Genomic DNA, 23,386 nt, shown 5'->3' with positions numbered 1-23,386 from the left:
CGAGGCAGCGCTTTATATTCAAACTTCGTCTCTGCCTTGATCATTGCCTCTCAACGCGCTGCGCGCTCAAGGGTAATGATCAGGCCCGATTTCAAAGTACTCAGATAAAGCCCATCAGGTTGTCGGCTGAAAAACTGGATTCTTGAGCCTTCTTTGCCAGTGATCGACAGGCCGTCAGGGTCGGCAAACCAGCCGATCGGCAGTTGTTCCAGCCACGCGCCGAGACAGTCGGCGCCCTCACCCAAGGTCTGGTTCGCGCGCAACTCGACAGCGCAGGTGTTGGAAGGCTTGTCCTGTTGCTTTTGCGCCTGCCGGTCATCGCCTGGCGCGGACAATGTCGCTTGCCACTGCCCGGCAAATACCGCCGGTTCTTCCAGTCTGAGGCTGCTTGCCATGCTCGTTTCTCCTGAAACCATGATGAACGCCGCCGTTAGCCACGCCCCTGCCTTGTAGGTAAAAGCTTTACCGATCATGGGAATAATCGCTCCGGCGTGTAGCCTTGCTTACAGTCCAGCTCGATGCAAGCGGAGAAAGCGGCGCATTACGCACCGCTTTGCCCTTTTACATCACGCCACGATGTCGCTGGTGGCTGCCTGGCCAACGGTGCTGACGATGAAATCAGCCACGCCGTGCCCGGAGAAGTCCACCGACAACAGGCTGTTGCCACCCGACGAGGTCAGCACCGCATCGCCGGCCGCACCGGTGAAGCTGTTGACGAAGTGCAGGCCCGCGCCGTTGGTGATGCCGGTCAGATCGATTTTGTCCAGACCGCTGACGAAATCAAGGATCTGATCGATCGCCCCCGGCTTGGAATCGGAACTGGCCGCGAACACGAAAGTGTCCGAACCCGAACCGCCCCACAGCTTGTCGGCACCGCCCGCGCCGAAGAGGATGTCGTTGCCGGCACTGCCCTTCAGTTCGTTGGCCACGCTGTTGCCGATCAGCAAATCGCTGCCGGAACCACCAATGGCGTTTTCGATGATCGCGCCTTTGGCGATCGACACGTTGCCGACCATGCCACCAACGTCAGAGAACGAGGCGTCATTGAGGTTGATTTTCTGGTTTTGCGTGAAACCGGAGAAATCCAGGGTGTCCCTGCCGCCCGCGTCCCACACTGAAAACACCACTTTGTCGCTGGACGACGAAGCACTGAGGAAGTCCCGGCCAGTGTTGGAGTTGAAACCGTAAGTGCTGTCACCGGTACGGGTGTTCATGTTGGCGCCGTAGAGCTTCTGGATGGCAGCAATGTCGTCCATCAGCGGCCCAGAGGCATACGCTTCCACCCCGCCTTTACTGAAGTTCTGGCTGGTGTTGCTTTCGCTCCAGTAGCTCATGATGCTGTAACCGCGGGTGTCTTGCCCGTAGGTCGCATCGTTGTAGGTCGGGTTGCCATTGCCGGCGTTGTAGTCACCGGGGTGCGCCAGACCGAGGGTGTGGCCGATCTCGTGGGTCAGGGTCTGACGGCCGTAGTTGTTCAGATCCGGGGTCTTGTTCTGCGTGTAACCGCTGTTGATCAAGTACCACGACGTACCGTCATAACCGGCACCGGTCCCCGGCAAATAGGCAAACGCCGCCGCGCCATCCTGACCACCGCTGTAATTGCCAAAGGTCATGTGCCCGTCACCGCCCGAGGCTTTCTCGGTAAAGGTCACATTGGCCACATCGGCCCACGACTGCATGGCCAGCTTGGCCTGAGCCTGCTGCTGCGCACTGAACTGACTGAACCCGCTGATCCCGTGCTTGTTCATTGTGCTGAACGACGCCGAGGTCAGGAACGTATAGGTCAGCTCGATCTTGCCGCTGCCATCCTTGTCCTGATAGGCAGCGCCATCGCGCAGCAACTGGGTGGCCGCCTGATCGACGGTGTACGAGGGTTTACCATTAACCGTGAGATTGCCACCACGGTCATATTGATGGCTGAAGCTATTGATCTGGTTGTAGGCCGAACTGAAGGCAGCCAACTGAAAGGCCTGCTCAGCGGAATCAACAGCATTGGTTTTGACTTTCGACATAAACACACTTCCTTGTTAAGCAATGGAACAGTTTTTGTCCGACAGGACGATCCCTGGCGAGATCGTCCTATCACTCGCCCAATGAAGGCGTAAGAAACCTGACACAATTCGAAATGTTGCGTAAAGGATTTTTTTAGTTGGAAAGAGAGTGTTCCGGGTAAATGGCCGGAAACATGGCACGCGAAGGTTGAAGATTGTTTGAAGTTGCGCAGGGAGTGCGAAATTGTCTTACGATTTTCTATTTAAATATTAAATATCGGTAAGTTGAATTTTGTTAGGTGCGTCGCACTTTTTAATGCGGCGACATTGAATTGATATCAAGGATATTGGCAGTGACTGCCTTTAAAGCGGTGCCATCCCAAAAGCCCCTCACCCTAGCCCTCTCCCTGTATGTACCGGAGACATGGTGGACACATGTTCGGAGACATGGTGGACGGTTTTAGATCTTCTTACCTGCCGTCACGATCTGCAAGTTCAAGTCGATTCGAGCGACACGATGTCTACTCCAGTAGACATCGTGGATGCCGTCCTCCGTCGTCTCCCTGATCGCTATGCACCTGCCATAAAAAGCCTTTCCAATCTTGTATTCCCGATTCCTCCAAAAGATTTCGCCTCCCACCTGTACCTTCCTGACCACATCCGCGTCGCTGTACTCCGGTTCCGCCGGTCGCTCCTGATATTCCCTTGGGCTGCCACTGTAACGAGCCGCCGGCACCGCCATGCCCAGCGCCTGATGAGGGCGTTTTTGGTTGTAGATGTCGCGCCAGGTATCAAACGCCCGTTGTGCGTCGTCGAGATCGGTGAAAAACCGGCCTTGCAGGACTTCATTTTTCAGGCTGCGGTGGAAGCGCTCCAGTTTTCCCTGAGTCTGAGGATGATAAGGCCGGGAGTGACCGACCTTAATGCCCTGGCTCATCAGCCAGACTTCCAGCGCAGTATAAACGCCAGTCTGATCGCCCCATGGCGAGCCGTTGTCCATCGTCATGCGCAACGGCAGGCCGTAGCGTCGAAACGTCCGGATTAGATGGTCTTGTACAGTTTGGCGCTGTTCATTGGCACATGCGGCAATGCATAGCGAAAAGCGTGAGTGGTCGTCCAGTATTGTGAATGGATGGCAGCGTCCGTGGCTCAGACTGAAATGTCCCTTGAAGTCGATCTGCCATAGATCGTTAGGCGCTTCGTGCTCAAAGCGGATAAATGGTTTGATCTCGGTAGCCTTTGGATCAACACGCGAATGACGCTGCAAAACCGCATGCACAGTGCTGACAGAGGGCATCACAGCGCCTTCATCTTCCAGCACGCGCTTGAGCTTGCGGGCACCCCAGGCCTCGTATCGCTGACTCATGGTCAGAATCCGCTGCTCAACCTCATCAGCACAACGTTTCGGTGATGTTTTCGGTCGACGGGACTGATCGTGCAACCCCTCTACACCTGATATTTCAAACCTGTTGAGCCATTTGTAGGCAGTACTTGGGCTGATATTGAATCGACGGCAAAGCTGCCGAACATTCGCTCCTTCTTGCCGAGCTAAATGCACAAACTCTGTACGAAGTTGCATGGTGGATGCCTCTTGCCAGGACACAGGTCATCTCCTTGATGATGAGCAATGTGCCTATTAAAAAGTGTCCACCATGTCTCCGAACACCTGTCCACCATGTGTCCGGTACATACACTCCCGGAGGGAGAGGGAACCGATCGTGGTGGATGCAGGAGTTACGCCGACATGAAACTCCGAGTCGAACACACATTTTGAACAGCCCACCAATCAGCTCCCTCTCCCTCGGGAGAGGGCTGGGGTGAGGGGCAGCCACACCACAAATCCAAAGCCAACCACCCGCTTCTAACCACTCATTACAATGAGCGCAAGCTCGAGTGCCCTTGATCTTGCCATGCCGGCCCCATCGGCAGGCTGAGTGGAGGGACCGATCCGGGCGTGGGGAGCGCAGCGACCGTCTGGCGCAGCCAGACACAGCGGAAGGAGGTGTAGCGAAGCAAACCGTAGCCGCTGCGCCCGGATCGGTCCCGGAGCGAAGGGACCCGAGCCTGCGAGGGCCGAACGCAGGGGCCCAGCGTTTTGGTTACTTTTGGGCGTCTGCAAAAGTGACCCGCTGTAAAAGCGGAACCGCCAGCCGCAACACCCAAGGAAACGGATATTCACCCAAAACCCCAGAAACCTGGTCGGCCCAAAGGCCGCCAAGTCCAAAGCCTAAAAAAAGCTCAACTCCCCGTACGAATCTTGTTCCAAACCCGCGTCCGCACCCGGTCAACATTCAACGGCATCGCCTCCAGCGCAAACAGCTTGCCCATCATCTCCGGACTCGGATAAACCTTGGTATCGTTGCGGATCGCCGGATCAATCAACCCATCCGCCTGCGCATTGCCATTGGCGTAATGCACATGATTACTGATCCCGGCCATCACCTCCGGCCGCAACAGATAATTCATGAACGCATACCCGGCCTTCTCATCCGGCGCGTCCGCCGGCATGGCCACCATGTCGAACCAGATCGCCGCGCCCTCCCTGGGAATCGCATAGCCAATCTCAACGCCGTTTTTCGCCTCTTTCGCCCGGTTCTCCGCCTGCAAAATATCCCCGGAGAACCCCACCGCCACGCAAATATCGCCATTGGCCAGATCACTGGTGTACTTCGACGAATGGAAATAGCTCACGTATGGCCGCACTTTCATCAGCAGCGCTTCGGCTTTTTTATAGTCCTCGGGATTCTTGCTGTGGTGTGGCAGGCCCAGATAATTGAGCGCCGCCGGCAGCAATTCCGGACCGTTGTCGAGAATCGCCACCCCACACTTCTGCAGTTTTTCCATGTTCTCCGGCTTGAAGATCAGGTCCCAGGAATCCACCGGCGCGTTGTCGCCCAATACCGCTTTGACCTTGGCGACGTTGTAGCCAATACCCGTGCTGCCCCACAGATACGGAAAACCGTGCTCGTTGCCCGGGTCATTGGTCTGCAACGCCTTGAGCAGCACCGGATTGAGATTCTTCCAGTTCGGCAACTGGCTCTTGTCGAGCTTCTTCAGCGCCCCGCCCTGAATCTGTCGGGCCATGAAATGGTTGGACGGAAACACCACGTCGTAACCGGATTTACCGGTCATCAACTTGCCGTCGAGGGTTTCGTTGCTGTCGTAGACGTCGTACGTCACGCCGATGCCCGTGGCTTTTTCGAAATTTTTGGTGGTGTCTGGCGCGATGTAGTCGGACCAGTTGTAAACCTTGACCGTTTCCGCGGCCTGAGCAAGGGAAACGGCGAGCATCAACGGTGCCAGAGCGAGAGTCTTGCGGATCATGGATCGATTCCTGTGGGTTGTCTTTCTTGTTGGCAGGCAATCAAAGGATCAAATAATCAGAAAATCAGCACGTAGCTCTTGCGCACGGTTTCCTGGATATCCCAGATACCGAGCGTGTTGGCCGGCAACATCAGTGCGTCGCCACCTTGTATGTGCAGGGTTTCGCCACCGTCATCGGGGGTGAAGGTGCAGCGTCCGGAAATGAAATGGCAGAACTCCTGCGCGGTGATCTGCCGGCGCCAGCGCCCGGGCGTGCATTCCCAGACCCCGGTTTCGACGCCATCGTCGCGCTCGACGCTGGTGGTCGAGGCGATGGCGACCGGCTCGCCGAGGGGCACGGCCACCGGGCTGGATTCGTCGAGTTGCAACGTGGCGGTATTTTTGAACTGGGTGATGCTCATGGGCTTACCTGTTTTTGGAAATGAACGACGCTTAATGCATGAAGCCTTCCATGAAACCGGCGACCCGGCTGGCGAGTTTGCGCCGCCACGGCGCGGTCGCCGGATTCGCCAGGGTCTGGTCTTCGTGGACGAAGCTTTTGATGATCGCGTTGTAACCGAGCCAACGGCACGGCTCCGGCTCCCACGCGCGTAACGCGTGAATGCCACCGTCCGCCAGCACCCAGGGCTGATGGACCAACTCGCTGTCGCGCTCGAGAATCAGATCGGCCAGGGTACGACCGCCGAGATTGCTGGCACCGACGCCCTCCCCGCCATAACCGCCTGACAGCGCAATACCATTGGCACGGTCGCACAGCATGTGCGGTTTGAAATGTCGCGACATGCCGAGATTGCCGCCCCAGGCGTGGGTGATCTGCACGTTTTTCAGCTGCGGGAACAGTTCTCCGAACAGATAACGGCGCAGCTCGACTTCATCACGGCTCAGATCAAAGTTATGGCGCAGCTTGCCGGCGAACTGGTAGCCGCCGCGTGCGCCGAAGATCAAACGGTTGTCAGCGCTGCGCTGGCCGTAAGTGACCTGGCGGCTGAATTCACTGAAGGCCTGACCGCGATTGAGGCCGATTTCGTCCCAGGTCGCCTGGGACAGTGGCTCGGTGGCGACTATGAGGCTTTGCACCGGCAACTGATAACGGCCCAGCGGTGGCAATGTGACCGAATAGCCCTCGACGGCCGGCACGATCCAGCGGCTGCGCACACTGCCCTTGGCCGTGCGCAAACTGCCGGACTGCCATTGCGTGACCGGGCTGTTTTCGTAGATTTTCACGCCCATGTCCTGCACGGTACGCGCCAGACCACGCACCAGTTTCGCCGGGTGAATGGTTGCTACATGAGGTGCGTAAATAGCCCCGTAAGGTTTGGCGATGCGCAGCTGCTGCGCCAGTTGTTCCGGGCTGAGCCAGCGGTAATCGTCGTCGGTCAGGCCTTGGGTGTGCAGTTTTGCCAGATAGTCGCGCAGGTTCGCTTCCTGCTCCGGATAACGCGCCGCGCAGTACAGCACCCCGCCTTTGCGATAATCACAGTCGATACCTTCCTGTTCAAGGACGATCTCCACCTCGTCGGGAATGCTGTGCAACAAATCGAATGACGCCCGACGCTGCTGCGGTGACAGTCCAGCGAGCAAGCGATCCTCGCCAAGCAGATTGCCCATCAGCCAGCCGCCATTGCGCCCGGATGCGCCAAAACCGGCGGTTTGCGCTTCGACAATCGCAATGTCGAGGCCCGGTGCGTGTTTTTTCAGGTAATACGCGGTCCACAGCCCGGTGTATCCCGCGCCGATAATTGCCACATCGACATCCAGGTCCCGCTCCAGCTCCGGCCGCGCGGTCAGCGACTCGTCGAGCTGGTCCATCCACAAACTGATCGTGCGCCACGCCGGCATGCCAGACTCCGCCACTGAAAACCTTCGATGGCGTCGATCCTAGTGGCAGCGCTCAGTGGCTGTCTTGCGCGCGTGCCCGCAAAGAAATTTGTTTGACGTAGGCTTTGGGCGACTGCCCGGTGTGCTGGCGGAAACAACTGTAAAACGCCGACAACGAATTGAAGCCGGCGGCAAATGCCAGCTCATCGATGCGCAGCGGCGGCACCGCGCTGTCGAGCGAACGCAGCAAATGCTGCAGGCGCGCCTGATTGACGTAGCGGTAGAAGCTTTGCCCGAGCACTTGATTGAGCAGGTAGGAAATCTGGTTGCGACTGTAGCCGCACTCCTTCGCCACCCGCTGCAAATCGAGGTCGGAATCGAGGTACGGCTGCTGCTTTTCGAAGTACTGCTGCAGATCTTCAGCCATAAAACTCAGCTGGCGCGGTGACAGTCCCAGGTGACTCTCTGCCGGGCGCTGATTCGACGAGGCAGTGCCATCTGCTTGCGTACGCACCAGCGAGGCATATTCATTGACCCGCCAGATCAGCCCGTCCTTGACGGTGATCGCCTCGCTCGAACGAAACGACACCAGGCCATCACCACCACGTAAGGTCACTTCGTATTGAATGAACGCAGTGTTGCCATCGACGCGAATGCGGTCGCAGTGCTCAAGCAGTTCGTCGGATTCTCGCGGCATGCTGACGCGCACGTATTCGCGCAACTCATCGAGACCGAGCACACGATTCTGGAAGAAGTCGTTGTACTGGATGTCCGGGTGATACAGCGCCATGACGCTGTCCAGGTCGCGATGTTTCCAGCTCAAGTGATAGCGCATGACCGTGCCAGCCGTGGCCTGGGTCTGTTCGGGGCCGTCATCGTCGGCGTGCATAGAAGGCTCGAAAAAAAGAACCGAGCTTGCCCAACATTGGCATTGGCGGCAACGAAAAATCAGTGATGGCCATTTGGCGAGTTCACGCCTCGACGTGATCCACATCAAAAAAATCGCTGCAATCGCCAAATGGACTGAAAATTCTCACGAGAATTTCACAACTGAATGCTACTTTTAATAACTGTCACCGGTTGAGCCAATGAAGGCTCTTCCCACCTAACATGGGCAAACGGAAGCGCTCGATGAAGAAGGCGGGCAACACATGAATAAAGGGTTTAGCAAAGTCACGTTCCCCAATGCATGCCAGCTGATGCGCTGGCATTTTCATCCCATGGGTTTCGAAGCAACGATGGACGCGCCAGGCAGCATGGTCGCCCGTCTGTTCGATCGCGCCAGTGGGGAAACCATGATTGCCATCGCCGGTATTCCCTGCGCGACGGTCATGAATGCAGCAGATGTGGAACGAATCATCGAGGCTGTGGAGGATGAGCTGGAAGCTTTCATTCCTCCAGAGTCTCTCAGGAGTTACGCCTAGCCTGTTGATCCATAAAGAAAAAAGCCCGCAGTGTGCGGGCTTTTTTGTGCTCAGGTGGTTTGCCTGGCCTTACGCTGATCAGCAAAGAACGGCTTGTTGCTGGCGACCCGATCGGACGCCCGTGGCATGTTCACCGCTTGCGCGTCCTGCGGTTCAACGTACCAGTAGCAATGGCGGACCGCACGGGTGATGCCTACGTAGGCCAGGCGCAGGATTTCGTCTTTCTGCGCATTGTCATATGGCTCGCTGTCGCCCGCTTTACCGAGCCCGGCCATGCGGTAAACCTGATTCTTGTAAGGCGAACTGGTCAGGTGCTGACAATCGCCGAGCAGAAACACCGCATCGGCCTGCAGGCCTTTGGCACTGTGATAAGTCAGTTGCTTCAGACGCCGAGCTTCGTACGGCAAGCTCGAATCTACATTAAGTACAGACTGAATATGCTCTGCTATCAATGGCTTATCGCTGCTTTTTCGATAAAGCATCAAGATCGAATGGCCTTGGCGATAGTGCTCGGACAACCGCTCAGCCAGTGCCTGATCGTCACGCTCGAGAACATTGACCGCTTGCAACGGCTTGGGCGCACCGCTGGCCTTGGCCTTTTTGCCCGGGATGGCCGGCGCCGCGCGGACGATATGTTCGGCGGCGTCGATGATGTGCTGGTGGCTGCGATAATTGTCGCTGAGCATCACACGCGTGGTGCTCGGCGACGGGAATTCCTTGTCGAACGCCATGAAGTAAATCGGCGAACTGCCGCGCCAGCCATAGATCGACTGCCAGTCATCGCCAACGCACAGCAATGACGAACGCTGCGCCCCGCGCCCGACGTGCATGGCCGGACCTCGGCTGCGGATTTCAGCGAGGCTTGCGCGGATCCAGGAAACGATCTGCGGCGAAACGTCTTGAAATTCGTCAATCATCAGGTGCGACAGCGGCCGAAGCAGTTCGTCGCTTAACAGCTTGAGATTTTCCGGCGAGTGCTCGCTGAACAAGGCGAACATCCGGTTATAGGTCATGACCGGCGGTTTCTGGTCGAGCAGATGATCTTCGAATGCACGCCAGAACAGGCTCAGCGCCTCGAAGAAAAACCGGTCCGGATCGTCTTTGGCGAAACTCATGCGACCGACTGCGTCAGGCACATCCAGCCCCAGGTTCTCGATAAACCCGGCCGCGGCGACAAAACAATCGAGCAACGGCGCCGAAGTCAGCTCTCCCTTGACCTTGTATTCGAAGCCCGGACCGGCGCTGGCATCCCCGGCCAAGGTTGCCAGGATGCGCTTCGACGAATCGTAACTATCCATCCAGATCAACGGCTTACGACAGAAAGCTTGAAACAGGGTGCGCTTTACCGCCCATTCGGCGCGCACGCTGAGCTTGGCGTTGGGCCGGGAAAGCTGAGGGTTCTCGCGTTGATCGAAGCCCAGCACTACCCAGGCATCAAGACTCGGGATGTAGCCATGACTATGGAATTTCGCACCATTGATCTCGAACGTCTGCCGATTCGGTTCGATGCCCTTGATCGGCCACGCACCGGCGCGAAACCACAGATCCTCGATCACATCGCACAATTCTTCATCGCGACGCGACGCCAGTTCCGTTACCGCTACGCGTTTCTGTACGTCCGGGTGATCGCGCTCCAGTTCCTTCAACTGCAAACCGGCGCGGGACAACGGCTGAATCAACTGACGGAAACGTTCATCCTGGTTAAACAAGCGGTGATAGCAGGCATTGAGCTGCTGGCGTTGCGCGTCATTGATGCGCAGGTCAAACGGGTTGCTGTCGACCTCTTCGGCGGCGCCCTGCGCTCTGTCACTGAGATTCTCGAAAGCCTGCAAACGCTCGAAACCCGGCAAGCTGCGCACCATCGGCAGAATGCGCGAATGGAAAGTGCGCACCAGTTCGCGAGCCTGGCGCGAATTCACTGGCAAATCCCAGAGTGCGAACACGTCGATCAGTTTGTTGATGAAATCCTTGCGCGACTCGCGGGTGAAGGTCACCACCGTCATCGAGTCCAGCTCGAAACCCAGATAGTGCTTGAGCAGCAGGATACGCAGCACCAGCGTGGTCGACTTCCCCGCGCCAGCCCCGGCGACCACCGAGGTCGACGGTGTTTCGCTGAAGATCATCTTCCATTGCGCGGCGCTTGGCTGCGCGTGGGCAGGCAACAGGCGTGCGACATCGGCTTTCATGCGTTTTTTCAGTTCGGCCGTCAGCGGCAGTCGCCAATCGTCGAACAAATGGTTGTCGACGCTGGGCGGGCGGTGCTCGGTGTTGCGGCTGTCGCGAATCAGCAGCACCTGCCGACCTTCCTCCAGCCCCTCGAGTTTGCCTTGTTTAAAGCCGTAATCGACACCCGCGGTGTGCCCGCTGCGAAAACCATCCGCTTGCCCGTGCAACCAGGACGCGCGGTGCTGCGCGCGCAGACGGGTCAAGCCATGGCCGAAAAAACGCGCCGCCAGGCGTTTGAACCAGGGCATCTCGGCCAGTGGCCGAAGTTCGGGTGGGAGATCGGGGGTGTGTTGCGCCACGCAGACGGCTCCAGTGTGTGAGGCTGAGGCGGCTATGGTGGCCGGATTCGCCGCGCGTTTCTAGCGAAATGCTTATGGGTCATCGGTTTAGGCGATGAAATGAAAGTCGGGTGAGATGTTTTTGTTTTTCTTTACATCAAGTAATTCGATGGTAATGGCGCATTTTTTACGCTTTTTATCGATAGTTAACGGGTAGATGATCGCCGTCATAAACCACCGGTTTCGCCCTGTGCCGAACCTATTGCGGAGACGATCATGCTTGAACTCAGACCTTTCAATTCGCTGGGCGCAGCCAATCATGGCTGGCTCGACGCCCACCACCATTTCTCGTTCGCCGAGTATTACGACCCGCAACGCATGAACTGGGGCAACCTGCGCGTGTGGAATGACGACGTGATCGCCGCCGGCAGCGGTTTTCCGCAGCATCCGCACCGCGACATGGAAATCATCACTTATGTGCGTGAAGGTGCGATCACCCACCAGGACAACCTTGGTAACAAGGGCCGCACCGAGGCGGGTGACGTGCAAGTTATGAGCGCAGGCACCGGAATTGCGCACAGTGAATACAACCTCGAAGCCAAAGACACGCGGATATTCCAGATCTGGATTCTGCCGACTGAAACCGGTGCGCCGCCCTCTTGGGGTGCCAAACCGTTTCCGAAAGGCCAGCGTGAAGGGTTTGTAACCTTGGCCAGCGGCAAGGACGGCGATGATCAGAGCCTGCGAATCCGCGCCGATGCGCGTCTGGTTGCAGCGAATCTCAAAGCCGGCGAAACCGCGCAATACCGTCTGGATGAAGGGCGCCGCGCGTATCTCGTCCCGGCTACCGGGGTGATTGAAGTCAATGGCTTGCGTGCACAAGCTCGAGACGGCGTTGCGGTTGCGCAGGAGCAAGTGCTGACGGTGACTGCGGTTGAAGACAGTGAAATCGTTCTTGTGGATCTGGCCTGAGGCCTCCACTGCAACCCCTTGTGGGAGCGAGCCTGCTCGCGATGGCGTAGTTTCAGTCGATGAGTCGTTTGCTGATCCGCCGCATCCGCGAGCAGGCTCGCTCCCACCGGGAATGCTGGTTGCTGTTTGAAATGAAAAAGCCCCCGCCATCGTGAGATGGCGGGGGCTTTTTGTCATCGTTCAAGCATCAACGGCTGGAAATAGCGCCATCCACCAATGCCTGCGCTTCAACCACCAGTTGTTTAAGGTGGTCATCACCGATAAAGCTCTCGGCGTAGATCTTGTAAATGTCTTCGGTGCCCGACGGCCGTGCGGCGAACCAGCCGTTCTCGGTCATCACTTTCAGACCGCCGATCGCCTGATCGTTACCCGGCGCGTGGCTGAGAATGCTCTGGATTTTCTCACCGGCCAATTCGGTCGAGGTCACTTGCTCCGGCGACAGCTTGCTCAGCAGCGCCTTCTGCTCCGGATTGGCCTTGGCATCGACGCGCACCGAGAACGGCTCGCCCAACTCATCGGTCAGCGCCTTGTACGCCTGGCTCGGATCACGCCCGGTGCGCGCGGTCATTTCCGCGGCGAGCAATGCCGGAATCAGACCATCCTTGTCGGTACTCCAGACGCCACCGTCCTTGCGCAGGAACGACGCACCGGCACTTTCTTCGCCACCGAAACCCAGAGAACCATCGAACAGGCCTTCGGCGAACCATTTGAAACCGACCGGCACTTCGTACAGGCGACGGCCCAGACGCTGGGCGACACGGTCGATCAAGCCGCTGCTGACCACGGTTTTGCCCACGGCGGCATCGGCGCGCCATTGCGGACGGTTCTGGAACAGGTAATCGATGGAAACCGCCAGATAGTTGTTCGGCGCCAGCAGACCACCCGAAGGCGTAACGATGCCATGACGGTCGTGATCCGGATCGCAGGCAAACGCCACGTCGAAACGCTCTTTCAGGCCAATCAGGCCTTGCATCGCGTGGCTCGACGACGGGTCCATGCGAATCTGGCCATCCCAGTCAACGGTCATGAAGCGGAACGTCGCGTCGACTTCTTTATTGACCACTTGCAGATCCAGGCGGTAGTGCTCGGCGATCGCCGACCAGTAGCGCACCCCTGCTCCGCCCAGCGGATCAACGCCCAGACGCAGCTTGGCGTCACGAATGGCATCGAAGTCGATCACATTGATCAGGTCGGCAACATAGGTATTGACGTAGTCATGACGATGGGTGGTGCTGGCCTTGAGCGCCTGCTCGTAGCTGATGCGCTTCACGCCGGCGAGCTTGTTGGCCAACAGCTCATTGGCCTTGGCCTCGATCCACTTGGTGATATGGGTGTCGGCGGGCCCACCATTAGTGGGGTTGTATTTGTAACCACCGCTTTGAGGCGGGTTATGCGACGGCGTAATGACGATGCCGTCGGCCAGGCCCGAGGTGCGGCCGCGGTTGTAGCACAGAATGGCGTGGGAAATGGCCGGTGTCGGGGTGTATTCGTCACCTTCGGCGATCATCACCGTGACACCGTTGGCGGCCAGAACTTCCAGCGCGCTGGCCCCGGCCGGGGTCGATAGCGCATGTGTGTCGATGCCGACAAACAATGGCCCGGTAATGCCTTGCGCTTCGCGGTACAGGCAGATTGCCTGGCTGATTGCCAGAACGTGCCACTCGTTGAAACTCAAGTCGAACGAACTGCCCCGGTGTCCGGACGTACCGAACGCCACACGCTGAGTGGAAATCGACGCGTCGGGCTGTCCGGTGTAATAAGCCGTTACCAGTCGCGGGATATCGACCAACAGTTCTGCCGGTGCCGGTTTGCCCGCAAAAGGACTGAGTGTCATGCAAAACCTCTGAAGTGGAGTGATTCAGGAATAGAGCGCAGTTTACTGGCAGTTTGACCGTAGTGCGACGGGATCTATCCGGGACTCTTCCGATGTTTTTTAACGTCAGTCAGCGGGGGCCAGACGCAGGGCGTCACCGAGCAGCCCGACCACACTGGCCAGCTCACGCTCACCATGACCCGGCGTACTCAAACGCAGGTTTTGCCCGTGCAGTCCCTGCAAGCTGAACAACTCGCCCGGCGCCACCACGATCTGCTGTCTGAGCAGACGCTGGAAAACCTGAGTCATATTCACCGGTCGCAGCGAGCGCACCCATACGGTTGCGCCGCCTTCGGGCTCGACGATATCCAGCGCATCGCCCAGGCGATCGCGCAACAGCGCAATCAGCGGCGTGCGGCGTTCCTTGAGCATTCTTCGCAATACCGACAGATGCTGATCCAGTCGCCCGCCCCCCAGCAGTCTGGCAATGGCTTTCTGGCGAATCGGTGACAAGCGGAATGCACGCAACAGAAAGTGCCGCTGCAACTCATGACGCCAATGTCGCGACAACAGATAACCGAACGGTGCCTCGGCGCCGATGAACTTCTCGAATGTTGAAAACACCAGTAATCGTTCAGGATCCAGCCAGTCACGCAAGGGCTGTGCGCCCTCGCCGTCCTGTAGTTCGCTGTAGCAATCGTTTTCCAGTACCCAGGTGCCATGCAATGTCAGTAGATGCGCAATGGCCTGCTGGTTTCTCAGCGGACGCAGGCTGCCGCGTGGCATGTTCAATGCGGAAGACACCAGCATCAAACGCACCGATTCGTGCGTTAACAGCGACTCGAGCCGTTGCGGATCCACCTGACCTTCGCCCAGCAGCGGCAATTCGATGACGCGCACCTGGGCTGCTTGCAACAGACGCAGGATAACCCAGTCACATGGCGATTCGACCACGACGGTGGCGCCACGCAACTCCAGCACCGCAATCAGTATTTCCAGTACCCCACGTAAATCTGCGCCGATATAGACGTCGTCTGCGCGCCAGTAATTGGCCGTCGAGGTGGTGTAGCGCGCGGCCAACACCGTGCGCAGCTCCCGCTCGCCGCACGGCTGGATCAGCGAAGACGGCTGGCGTGGATACTGGCGCAACAATTCGCGCTCGAGCATCAACAACGGACTGTCCAGTGGCTGCAGTGAAGCCGGGTCGTCAGCGCTCAGCACGCACATGCCCGGGCGTCTGGCGTTGACATACACCGTTTCCAGCAAATCATGACAGCTCTCCAGCGAATCCATGTCGTGTAGCGCCTGGGCGTAATACCCGGACTTGGCGATCGAGTAGACCCGCCCTTCCTTTTCCAGCAGCGAATAGGCGTACTGCACTGTCGAGATCGATACGCTGAGCCGGTCTGCCAGTTGTCGCAGCGAGGGCAGGCGCACTGCTGCACCCTTCCCGGCTTCGTCTATCAACGATGTCAGATACCGATAAACCGCCTGATAAACAAAGTCATTATCCCTCGACGCTTTCACAATCCCGTATCCGTGGGCATCCATTCATCTCCTGACAAAGGGCTCATGGTCAGCCTTTTGCCGAGCGGTCTGCAGGCGGCTGTGCAGTGGCGACCTGGTCGTCCAGGCTCGGCGCGGTGGCCTGATCTGCAGCGGCCAGGCGAAACGGCCCCATCGCATAGAGACGCACGATCAACCGGAGCGGCAGCCCGCTGACGTCGGTCATCCACTTCACGACCTGTTCCGGGGCGTGCAGGCCTTGCATTGCCCGGTGCAGATCCGGGATCGCCACCAGCATGCCGGGGTGACAATGGCGCAGGAATCGCTCAAGACCCGCGCCGCCATCGATGAACGGGGCAAACAGCAGGCATGTCAGCTGGATCTGGTTCAAGTCGAAACTGGCCAGCAACGCACTTTCTGCCTGTACGCTCAGTTGATCAAGCTCGCGCAAATTGCCGAAACTGGCCAGCAGTTGCTCGCAAACGGATTCGGGTACCTGTTTTTGCCGCATCGTCAACAAGCTGCTCGCCAGATAATCACTGACACCCTCGTCGTAGGTCCGACCTGCGATGAACTGCGCCTGCAAACCGCGTAGATGCGCTGCCACCACGGGCTCTGCGTGTTCATCGTCGGGCTGATAGAGCGTCATGTCGTCCGCCTGGAAACCGAGGAAATCACTGAGCAATGGCCAGCGCTCCTCGAGCTTGCCGACAATCATGTCGTTGATATGAATGAAACTGGTGCGCCGACAGGCTTCAAACTGACCTTGCGGATGCCAGGCTACCCGCTCCTCCTCTGGGTAGAACTCCCGGTAATAATCGCCACCCAGCGCATCGAGCAAAGGGAAGAGTCTGTCGAAGCCCACATTGCTCACCTGTGGCCCGGCGATGCCAGCCTTTTGCACCGCCCGGTCCAGCCCGTCGAGAAAATGCTGCTGACGGCGCGTTGATTCGCTGCCGATCATGGCATCAACGCCATGATTCCAGCGTGCGATCTGGCCATAGAACTCGGCGGTGGCGAGGTAGGCGTCATCCCATAAATGCAGCGGTTCATCCCAATTGCGTCGATGCCCGAGCAGCAGCAAATTGAGGCGATTGGCTTCGCGACCGGCATCGCTGATCTGCGTCTGATGATCAAACGGCACGACTTCCCTATGGTCCACCATCACCAGCTCGACCCGTGGATCGTCATACAGGAACAAGGCACTGTAGCTGCGATGCATGTTCTGCAGGGACGTCTGGCTGTTGCCGTTCCAGCGCAGATTGGCTACCCGCAGCTGAAACGTCGCCGGCGCACGGCTCGCAATGCTCAACTGTGCAGCGCGCAGCAACGCCAGGGTGTAACAGCTGTCGCGCGACCCGGACTGGTTCACCAGAACCTTGAATTGACCGATGTGTTCCATGCCACCCGCGGCCACCGCCAGCCGCTGAATCAGCAACTGCAGGGCCGTGCGTTCAGCGCGGGAGAAAAAACTCAGCAAGCGTTGCAATACTTGCTGGTAGACATAGTTCATTGCTTGATCATGGATCGTGCTCATCGGTATTTACCCGGATTCGAAAAGTTCATGCCGCGTTCACGGAGACATCCGTGACGCGACAATTCATCAATAAGTAATAGACGCTCAAATGCTAACACTTACAACTTTGAAGTTATTTGAAACACTTGAGCTGGCAGAACCCCAAGGATTGCCTTTTTTTGGCCTCAAAGCCCCGTAATTACGGGACTTCCCTCATTCACCGTTCGTCCTAGGAAATTTCCCACGGGGTCCGACGGCAAGTGAGTACAAGAAAAAGAGAAGCGGTTTCCGAATCGTCTTACAGCAATTAAACAGAAGTTGCCGCTATCAACAGATTCAACCGTTAGATATCGCGCAGGACAAATAGAATGCACAGCCATGGCTCATTCCTTGAGATGAAAGTAATCATTCAATTATCAGGGCTTATAGGGCGATTAGAAGATACAGATCGAGAGCAAAAACCAGCTCAGTTGTTCAACAGGCACGCGGATGGCGCCTCAACAGGTGCGGTTTTTCACAAGGGGGACTAAACGAATAGGAGTCCGTGGGACCACGGACTCCGAAGGCAGGGCTTACGCCGGTTCGACTTGCAGGGCGACCCGTTCGCGGCACGGGCATTCGTCCATGTAGCGGTGTGCTTCGACGAACTCGTTGAACGCGAATACACGGGTTTTCAGTGGCAGCAGTACGCGGTCAGCGGTCAACTGGTTGATGTCACGCAAGGCTCGTTGCAGGGCGACGTGATCCTGAGCAATCCCCAGCTCGGGCTTGCCGGTGAAATTACCGATGCAGTGAACGAAGAACTGAATGTTCTTCTGAAACGCTGCGCAGGCCGGGAACGGCGTCTGATTGCCGCCCTGCAAGCCATACAGCACCAGGCTACCGCGCGGTGCCAGCACATCACCGAGCAATGACATCTGCGGGCCACCGAGGCCGTCGAACACAACGTCGACACCGCGGTTGTCGGTGATCTTGTTGATTCGCATCAACAGATCTTCCTCTTCGGTGACGATTACCTTTTCTGCGCCCAGAGACAGCAGATACTCGCGCTCCTCGGCTTCCTTGGTCGCGGCAATCACCCGCACACCCAGCGCCTTGCCCAACTGGACAAACGACGGGCCAGCGCAATGGCTGGCGTCCGTGACCAAGGCGAATTGCCCTGGCTTGACCCGCGCCAGATCGGCGTAGGCAAAGTAGGCGATCAGCAGCGGCGTGTAATGCACGCTGGCTTCGATCGGGCTGAGGACATCCGGATAACGCGTCAGCGCGGTACGCGGCAGCACGATCGACTCGCCGTAAACCGGATAGTCGTTGGGGCTTTCAGCCGGAAAACTGGCGACCTTGTCGCCCACGGACAGGTCTTCGACGTCGGCACCGACTGCGGTGACCACACCGGCCATTTCATGGCCAAGGCCCGAAGGCAGGCGGGCCTGAGACGAAGCCAGATTCTGACGCCAGAGGGTGTCATACCAGCTGATGCCGATGGCTTCGACACGCACCTGCACTTCGCCAGGACCTGGCTGAGCGGCCGCATGCTCTTCGCATTTGAGCACCTCGGCCGGACCAAACTTGTGAAAACGGATCGTGCGGGACATCGCAAACCTCGTCAAAGTAACCTCTAATGCCATGAACTCTATCTGGGCTTTCGACCCAAGACCATCAGTGGCTATTAATAGTCGACATGCCTGTCATTGATTCCGCAACAGGGGCGGCATGGGCATAAACCTGCAAAAAAGCGCTGCCGCCGTCTCGTAAAAGCTGAATTTTCCGGTGCAGAGTACCAGCCTTTCCCCGTAAGATTCATGCCGGCCATTGTTCTCATATGGCCGCTCTCGTCAAGCTTGATGACTCTGCCAGGACTCCAGATGAATCGTAATGACCTGCGTCGTGTCGACCTGAACCTGTTGATCGTATTCGAAACATTGATGCACGAACGCAGTGTGACCCGGGCGGCAGAAAAGCTCTTTCTCGGACAACCGGCAATCAGTGCGGCGCTGTCGCGCCTGCGCAGCCTGTTCGACGACCCGCTCTTCGTGCGCACCGGGCGCAGCATGGAACCCTCTGCCCGCGCGGTGGAAATCTTCGCCCTGCTCTCGCCGGCCCTCGACTCGATCTCGACCGCCGTCAGCCGTGCCGCCGATTTCGATCCCGCTACCAGCACGTCGGTGTTTCGGATCGGTTTGTCCGATGACGTCGAATTTGCCCTGCTGCCGATGCTGCTCAAGCGCCTGCGCGCCGAAGCACCGGGCATCGTGCTGGTGGTGCGCCGGGTCAACTACATCCTGATGCCAGGCCTGCTCGCCTCTGGCGAAATCTCGATTGGCGTCAGCTACACCACCGACCTGCCCGCCAATGCCAAGCGCAAAGTCCTGCGCCGCAGCGCCCCCAAACTGCTGCGCGCCGACACCGTACCCGGCCCGCTGAGCCTGGACGACTACTGCGCCCGCCCGCATGCATTGGTGTCGTTTGCCGGCGACCTCAGCGGCTTCGTCGACGAAGAACTGGAAAAACTCGACCGCAAGCGCCACGTGGTGCTCGCCGTGCCGCAATTCAATGGATTGGGGACGCTGCTGGCGGGCACTGACATCGTTGCGACGGTGCCGGATTACACGGCTGACGCGCTGACAGCCGCCGGTGGACTGCGCGCCGAAGACCCGCCGCTGCCGACGCGTACGTTTGAACTGCACATGGCTTGGCGGGGGTCGCAGGATAATGACCCGGGTGAGCGCTGGTTGAGGTCGCGGATTCAGATGTTTTTTGGGGATCCGGACAGTCTTTAAGCGTCGCCGGACAGCCCGTTCAGCTGACTATTTTTTCAAACCATTCCAGCGCATTACCGATACCTGCTGTGCGCAACGATTTGAGGCGAATCGAGGCGGTCGGAGGAACCGGATCAAAGGTGCAGCGCAGGTTTGGACTGGCGAACGCCATGGGCCGAGGGAATGCGGACGCGCAGGGCAATCAGCAACGCAGCCAGCAGCATCAGCACGGCTGCCGCGACGAATACGCCTGCGCTGCCACCGAGGCTGAACATCGCCCCACCCGCGGCGGCGCCCGTGGCTATGGCCGACTGCACAGAGGCCACTACCATGCCTCCGGCGCTTTCCGCCTGATCCGGTACCGCGCTGGCGACCCAGTTCGACCACGCCACCGGCACACCACCAAACGCCATGCCCCAAACCGCCAGCAACACCGCCTGCCCCGGTACCGAGGCCGGCAACAGCACCAACGCCAGGGCTGCAACGCCGACCAGCGCGGGCATCAGCACCAGAGTGGCCAGCGGGTAGCGTTCCAGCATTCTGCCGGCCAACAGCGTGCCGACGAAGTTCGCCACACCGAACCCCAGCAGCATCAGTGACAGCCCTTGAGAACCGATCCCGGTAGTCCCTTCAAGGAATGGCCGAACATAGGTAAACATCGCGAAGTGTCCGCTGTGCACCAGCACACAACCGAACATGCCCACGGCGATGCCTGGGCGCAGCAACACCTCAAGAACGGTGCGAAGTCTGGCTGGCCGCCGCGGCGCGAGTTTCGGCAGCGTGAATGACTGGAAAGCCAGGGTCACCATGCCTACCGCCGCCGCTGCAAAGAACGCGCTGCGCCAGCCATACAGCCCGCCCAGATAGCTGCCCAGCGGCACTGCCACTACGGTGCCGATGGCGATGCCGCTGAAAATGATCGACAGCGCCCGCGGCAACAAGGCACTCGGCACCAAGCGCATCGCTACCGCCGCCGCCATGCTCCAGAACCCGCCAAGCGCAATGCCCAGCAAGATGCGCATCACTAACAGCACCGCGAAGCTGGAGGACACCGCGACCAACAGATTGGAAGCGACCATCAACACGGAAAAACCCAACAACACCCAACGTCGGTCGATGCCGCGGGTCAGACCTGGCACCAACAAACCAGCGAACAGCGCCACCACGGCTGTCACCGTTACCGCCTGGCCAGCCAGCGCTTCGGACACGCCCAGCTCGGTAGACATCAGCGTCAACAAGCTGGCCGGAAGGTACTCAGCGGTCAGTAAGCCGAACACCCCCATTGCCAACGAGAAGACGGCCATCCACGCAGGTACCGCAGGCTCTGCGTCGGCGCTGACGCCGCAATGGCGGTCGGACACGGTGTTTGCTACACAATCAGTCATTGCTTGGATCTCCCACTCTTCATTTCGAGCCGCAGTCTAGGCGCTGAAAACTGGATGATCTATGATCCTTAGTCTCGAATTTTTGACCAAAACACCTGAACGATGCCTGCCGATCAGTTTGCCCTTTCCTCTGACCTCATCAACGAGCTGTTGCGCAGCATGCGCCTGCGTGGCGTTGAATACCGGCGTATTCAGACGGGCTCTACCTTCGGTTTGGGTTTTGCAAAAAAAACCGGGCACGCCTGGTTCCACTTCATGGCGGTCGGCAATGCGGTGCTGCGAATGGAGGACGGCAGCACCTATGCGCTGTCTGCCGGCAACGCCGTGTTCATCTCCCATGGCGTCGCCCATCAACTGTTTTCCCATCAGGATGCGCCTGTCCAGGACATCGATCGTCTGGACGGTGCGCCCTTGGGTGACGCCGTCAGCGCGGTGGATACCGGAACCGATGCCAGCCCGGTTCCGAGCACTATTTTGTTCAGTGCGTGTATGGAGTTTGAACTGGGCAGTATCCACGGACTTGGCAGGCTGATGCCGGGCTTGATGCTGATTGACGCCGGCGGCCAGCGCTACCCCGGGCTGGTGCCGATCCTGACCGCCATGGAACGCGAGGTCAGCGCCGCACGCGTTGGCTACGCCGGTATCCTCGCGCGGTTGGCTGACGTAGTGGCTGCCATGGTCGTTCGCGGCTGGGTGGAGTGCGCCTGCGGGAATGCTACTGGCCTTGTCGCCGCGTTGCGGGACCCCCGCTTGGCCGGTGCACTGCTTGCGCTCCATCAACAACCGGGCCGCGACTGGACGGTTGCGCAGTTGGCAGAGCACTGCAATACCTCACGCTCGGCCTTCGCGGACCGCTTTCAGACGACGATTGGCATGGCCCCGCTGCGCTATGTCACCGAACTGCGAATGCGCCTTGCAAGCCAGTGGCTGACCCTCGAAAGGCTCCCGATTGAAGAGGTAGCGCAGCGTTTGGGCTATACCTCCCAGGCCGCGTTCAGTCGTGCATTCAAACGCATCACAGGCAAGACGCCTGGATTGAGTCGCAAGGTCAGGCAAGCTGAACGCAGCTAGTCGATGGCTTGAGCGAACAGGCGCAGGTGCCCGCTCAAGCCTTGGCTGGCGTCATCCCGGATTTGCGCGCATCTCGAAAGGCAAACACGAACACCAACACCACGCCCAGCGAAAAGAACGCCGGAAACAACCAGATGCGCTGCCACTGATGCCCTTCAGGGGTGGCGTAGTAGTCGGAGACATGCCCCGCGACCCAGAAACCGATCAGCATGCCCACGCCGTAAGTCGCCAGGGTAATCAGGCCTTGGGCCGAACTTCTGAAGCGTTGAGGGGTTTTGGCATCGGTGTAGATCTGCCCGGACACGAAGAAAAAGTCGTAGCAGATGCCGTGCAAGGCGATACCGGTGAACAGCATGAAGGCCAGGTCGGCGTTGTTGCCGTAGGCAAACAACACGTAGCGCAAGGCCCACGCCAGCATGCCCATCAGTAAGGCGATCTTGATGCCGAAGCGGTGAATGAACAGCGGCAGCAGGAGCATGAACAGCACTTCGGACACCTGCCCGATGGCCATCTTCGCCGTGGGATTGGTCATGCCGATGTCCGCCAGAAACGGATTGGCATTCTGGTAATAGAACGCCAGCGGGATGCAGATCAGGATCGAGGCGATGAAAAACACCAGGTAGCTGCGGTCTTTCAGCAGGCCCAGGGCGTCGAGGCCGAGGAGTTGTTTGACACCGGTTCGGGTGTTCTCGGTTTTCAGCGGTGCGGTACGCGGCAGCGTGAAGCTGTAGACGCCCAGCACCAGAGAGGCCAGCGCCGCCATCAGGAAGGTGTTGCGCAGGCCGCCCGACGCGATCGCGGCTTTCGAGTCCCAGGCGAACACAAAACTGATCACCACTCCGGCGACAATCCAGCCCACCGTGCCCCACACACGAATGCGCGAGAACTCCAGCGCCGGGTCGCTCATCTGCCGGAAGGCCACCGAATTGACCAATGCCAGCGTCGGCATGTAGATCATCATGTAGGCGAGTACGTAGGGATAGAACGCGGCAAAATCTGGCGCTCGGTAAAGCTGATAAAGCAACACCGCTCCCAGCAGATGCAGCACCGCCAGGATGCGCTCGGCGTTGAAGAAACGGTCAGCGATCAGCCCGATCACGAACGGGGCAATGATCGCGCCCCAGGATTGGGTCGAGAACGCCATGCCGATCTGGCTGCCACTGGCGCCCAGCTGGCTGGAAAGAAAAGTGCCCAGGGTGACAAACCAGCCACCCCAGATAAAAAATTGCAGAAACATCATGGCGCTCAGGCGCGCGGTCATCCAGGTCATCACAGTCACCGTCTTGTTTTTATTGGAAGCAGC

General features: G+C 58.6%; 18 protein-coding genes. 4 read left to right on the top strand and 14 right to left on the bottom strand.

The genetic code is table 11. The features are described from left to right. Positions 1 to 50: 50 nt before the first annotated feature. The 7 genes from J3P75_RS13640 to J3P75_RS13610 form a co-directional block, all read right to left on the bottom strand. On the bottom strand, positions 51 to 473 hold the full coding sequence (locus J3P75_RS13640; RefSeq protein WP_434711129.1) for an AprI/Inh family metalloprotease inhibitor: 423 nt from the start codon (positions 471 to 473) through the stop codon (positions 51 to 53). A gap of 93 nt (positions 474 to 566) precedes the next feature. Beyond that, positions 567 to 2,012, bottom strand: a complete 1,446-nt coding sequence (locus J3P75_RS13635) for a serralysin family metalloprotease (protein WP_434711127.1) — start codon at positions 2,010 to 2,012, stop codon at positions 567 to 569. A 439-nt stretch (positions 2,013 to 2,451) separates the two neighbouring features. Beyond that, a complete protein-coding gene (locus J3P75_RS13630) occupies positions 2,452 to 3,594 on the bottom strand; it encodes an IS481 family transposase (RefSeq protein ID WP_434709348.1) in 1,143 nt (380 codons plus the stop codon). 635 nt (positions 3,595 to 4,229) lie between these two features. After that, a complete protein-coding gene (locus J3P75_RS13625) occupies positions 4,230 to 5,315 on the bottom strand; it encodes a polyamine ABC transporter substrate-binding protein (protein ID WP_434711126.1) in 1,086 nt (361 codons plus the stop codon). Positions 5,316 to 5,371: 56 nt separating this feature from the next. Beyond that, positions 5,372 to 5,716, bottom strand: coding sequence for a cupin domain-containing protein (locus J3P75_RS13620; RefSeq protein ID WP_206416259.1), 345 nt, complete (start codon positions 5,714 to 5,716; stop codon positions 5,372 to 5,374). 31 nt (positions 5,717 to 5,747) lie between these two features. Beyond that, entirely contained in the window at positions 5,748 to 7,154 is a 1,407-nt protein-coding gene (locus tag J3P75_RS13615) for an NAD(P)/FAD-dependent oxidoreductase (RefSeq protein ID WP_434711124.1), read from the bottom strand. A gap of 52 nt (positions 7,155 to 7,206) precedes the next feature. After that, positions 7,207 to 8,022, bottom strand: a complete 816-nt coding sequence (locus J3P75_RS13610) for a helix-turn-helix domain-containing protein (RefSeq protein ID WP_434711122.1) — start codon at positions 8,020 to 8,022, stop codon at positions 7,207 to 7,209. Positions 8,023 to 8,284: 262 nt separating this feature from the next. On the opposite strand from J3P75_RS13610, the gene J3P75_RS13605 reads away from it, so the two are divergent. Then, positions 8,285 to 8,557: a DUF1652 domain-containing protein gene (locus J3P75_RS13605; protein ID WP_203418104.1), complete on the top strand. Its 273-nt coding sequence runs from the start codon at positions 8,285 to 8,287 to the stop codon at positions 8,555 to 8,557. Positions 8,558 to 8,607: 50 nt separating this feature from the next. On the opposite strand, the gene J3P75_RS13600 is transcribed toward J3P75_RS13605, so the two are convergent. Then, a complete protein-coding gene (locus J3P75_RS13600; protein WP_434711120.1) occupies positions 8,608 to 11,082 on the bottom strand; it encodes a UvrD-helicase domain-containing protein in 2,475 nt (824 codons plus the stop codon). 255 nt (positions 11,083 to 11,337) lie between these two features. Between J3P75_RS13600 and J3P75_RS13595 the strand changes: the two genes are divergently transcribed. Beyond that, positions 11,338 to 12,033: a pirin family protein gene (locus J3P75_RS13595; RefSeq protein WP_434711119.1), complete on the top strand. Its 696-nt coding sequence runs from the start codon at positions 11,338 to 11,340 to the stop codon at positions 12,031 to 12,033. A gap of 187 nt (positions 12,034 to 12,220) precedes the next feature. On the opposite strand, the gene pgm is transcribed toward J3P75_RS13595, so the two are convergent. The 4 genes from pgm to J3P75_RS13575 form a co-directional block, all read right to left on the bottom strand. Beyond that, positions 12,221 to 13,867, bottom strand: coding sequence for a phosphoglucomutase (alpha-D-glucose-1,6-bisphosphate-dependent) (pgm, locus tag J3P75_RS13590; RefSeq protein WP_434711117.1), 1,647 nt, complete (start codon positions 13,865 to 13,867; stop codon positions 12,221 to 12,223). A 105-nt stretch (positions 13,868 to 13,972) separates the two neighbouring features. Next, a complete protein-coding gene (locus tag J3P75_RS13585; protein WP_434711294.1) occupies positions 13,973 to 15,373 on the bottom strand; it encodes a PLP-dependent aminotransferase family protein in 1,401 nt (466 codons plus the stop codon). A gap of 49 nt (positions 15,374 to 15,422) precedes the next feature. Then, entirely contained in the window at positions 15,423 to 16,889 is a 1,467-nt protein-coding gene (locus J3P75_RS13580) for a hypothetical protein (protein WP_434711116.1), read from the bottom strand. A gap of 551 nt (positions 16,890 to 17,440) precedes the next feature. Then, positions 17,441 to 18,463: a zinc-dependent alcohol dehydrogenase family protein gene (locus J3P75_RS13575; RefSeq protein ID WP_203418108.1), complete on the bottom strand. Its 1,023-nt coding sequence runs from the start codon at positions 18,461 to 18,463 to the stop codon at positions 17,441 to 17,443. Positions 18,464 to 18,733: 270 nt separating this feature from the next. On the opposite strand from J3P75_RS13575, the gene J3P75_RS13570 reads away from it, so the two are divergent. Then, positions 18,734 to 19,648 carry a LysR family transcriptional regulator gene (locus tag J3P75_RS13570; RefSeq protein WP_239007503.1) on the top strand — a complete coding sequence of 305 codons (915 nt, stop codon included), beginning with the start codon at positions 18,734 to 18,736 and terminating at the stop codon, positions 19,646 to 19,648. Between the two features lie 113 nt (positions 19,649 to 19,761). Here the strand turns inward: J3P75_RS13570 and J3P75_RS13565 are convergent, their stop codons facing one another. Continuing rightward, a complete protein-coding gene (locus tag J3P75_RS13565) occupies positions 19,762 to 21,012 on the bottom strand; it encodes an MFS transporter (RefSeq protein WP_434711114.1) in 1,251 nt (416 codons plus the stop codon). Between the two features lie 102 nt (positions 21,013 to 21,114). On the opposite strand from J3P75_RS13565, the gene J3P75_RS13560 reads away from it, so the two are divergent. Continuing rightward, positions 21,115 to 22,083 (top strand): AraC family transcriptional regulator, encoded by a 969-nt coding sequence (locus J3P75_RS13560; protein WP_434711112.1) that lies wholly within the window; start codon positions 21,115 to 21,117, stop codon positions 22,081 to 22,083. Between the two features lie 34 nt (positions 22,084 to 22,117). Here J3P75_RS13560 and J3P75_RS13555 read toward each other — a convergent pair whose 3' ends face one another. Continuing rightward, entirely contained in the window at positions 22,118 to 23,353 is a 1,236-nt protein-coding gene (locus tag J3P75_RS13555; RefSeq protein WP_434711110.1) for an MFS transporter, read from the bottom strand. Positions 23,354 to 23,386 lie beyond the last annotated feature (33 nt).

Origin of the sequence: Pseudomonas sp. R1-1, assembly GCF_051132135.1 — a bacterium.
GTDB lineage: Bacteria > Pseudomonadota > Gammaproteobacteria > Pseudomonadales > Pseudomonadaceae > Aquipseudomonas.
This window is presented reverse-complemented; position numbering and strand designations above follow the sequence as displayed.